The sequence below is a fragment of the Ochrobactrum sp. C6C9 genome, from assembly GCF_022627935.1.
GTDB classification, from domain to species: domain Bacteria; phylum Pseudomonadota; class Alphaproteobacteria; order Rhizobiales; family Rhizobiaceae; genus Brucella; species Brucella teleogrylli.
On the sequence record NZ_JABXGB010000078.1, the window covers coordinates 1 to 1825 of the forward strand.

Genomic DNA, 1825 nt, shown 5'->3' on the forward strand with positions numbered 1-1825 from the left:
GAGTTTGCAAGTGGGAACGAACGCCGTGTTATAGTCATTATTCATTTTGCGTGCTTTTTCCGTCCGACGAGAAAAAACCTCCTCAACGCTATAGGACAATGCACGATCTACTTAGCAGATGATGTGGTCTTCCTCGGCTCGTTCTGGTCCATACGACGCTGGCAGATAAGGCCAACGAATAAAAACCTCCAACGCGATAGAGCATTCCGTTCGCGCAAGTCCATGATAAGCTGCATTATTCTTAACGAGGAGATATGAGAATGCGCTTGATGATGGGAATGCTGCTGGCGGGTGTCAGCATTTTGGGTGGGGCAAGTTTCGCGCAGGCCGAGGAAAGCGTGGAAGTCCTGCATTACTGGACTTCGGGCGGCGAAGCGGCCGCGCTTAATCTCCTGAAGGAAAACCTTCAAAAACAGGGTATCGGCTGGGTCGACATGCCGGTTGCCGGTGGTGCGGGCGAAGCCGCGATGACGACCTTGCGCGCTCGCGTGACGGCAGGCAATCCGCCAGCCGCCGTGCAGATGCAGGGTTTCGATATTCTGGATTGGGCACAGCAGGGCGTGCTCGGCAATCTGGATGAAGTTGCCGACAAGGAAGGCTGGGATAAGGTCATCCCGCCCGCAATCCAACACTTCTCGAAGTATGACGGCCACTGGATCGCTGCACCGGTCAATGTGCACTCCACCAATTGGGCCTGGTACAACAAGGCCGCGCTCGACAAGGCTGGCGGAAAAGTGCCGCAGAACTGGGATGAGCTTGTCGCTCTGCTCGACAAGTTCAAGGCGCAGGGGATCACGCCGATTGCCCATGGCGGCCAGCCCTGGCAGGAAGCGCTTATCTTCACCAGTGTCGTGATGTCGTTCGGGCCGGATTTTTACAAAAAGGCGCTGATCGATCTCGATCCTGAAGCCCTGAAGAGCGATACCATGAAGCAGGTCTTCGAGCGGATGGCGAAGCTGCGCACCTATGTGGACGACAATTTCTCGGGACGCGACTGGAATCTCGCCTCGGCCATGGTCATTGACGACAAGGCGGGCGTGCAGTTCATGGGCGACTGGGCCAAGGGCGAATTTACCAAGGCTGGAAAGAAGCCCGGTGCGGATTTCGTTTGCGGTCGTTTCCCGGGAACGGAAGGTTCCGTGGCCTTCAATGCCGATCAGTTTGCTGTCTTTGAAGTGGGTGAGGACAAGCGCAAGGCGCAGCTTGCGCTCGCAACCGCTGTGGAAGATGTCAATTTCCAGTCGGCCTTCAATGTGGTGAAAGGCTCGGCACCGGCGCGTACCGATGTGCCGACCACGGCATTCGACGAATGCGGACAGAAAGCGATCAAGGATCTGGCTGCTGCCGACAAGAGCGGATCGCTGCTCGGCTCCTTCTCGCAGTCGCACGCACAGCCGACCGCGATCAAGAATGCAATGTTCGACGTCATCACCCGCCAGTTCAACGGTCAGCTGACAGCGGATCAGGCGGTGGAAGAGCTCAGCTCCGCCATCGATATGGCGAAGTAAGGAAATATTCCACGCCGAAGCCATTTCAGCGATGCGCATAAAAAAGCCTCCCCCGAACATTTGGGGGAGGCTTTTCGTTAGATCGGCCTTTATGCCAGATCGAAACGGTCGGCGTTCATCACCTTAGTCCAGGCAGCAATGAAGTCCTTCACGAACTTCACTTGCGCTGCCATTCTGTAGCATACCGCACGTCTGTGTGGTCGCACGGGCAACCTAAGCCAGTGAAGCGTCGACCGACTGGTTATAACGACTCCAAGAAAACTGACCTAGCACCCGGCACGCTCTCAGTTTCCAATGCAGTTCTTGACTATTCGTCA

2 protein-coding genes are annotated in these 1825 nt (G+C 56.1%); both read left to right on the forward strand.

Going from position 1 to position 1825, the window contains the following annotated elements:
• Positions 1 to 258: hypothetical protein (locus HWD97_RS24085; RefSeq protein ID WP_371835787.1), on the forward strand; the 258-nt coding region annotated here is incomplete at its 5' end.
• 2 nt (positions 259 to 260) lie between these two features.
• A complete protein-coding gene (locus HWD97_RS24090) occupies positions 261 to 1508 on the forward strand; it encodes an ABC transporter substrate-binding protein (RefSeq protein ID WP_151664125.1) in 1248 nt (415 codons plus the stop codon).
• Positions 1509 to 1825 lie beyond the last annotated feature (317 nt).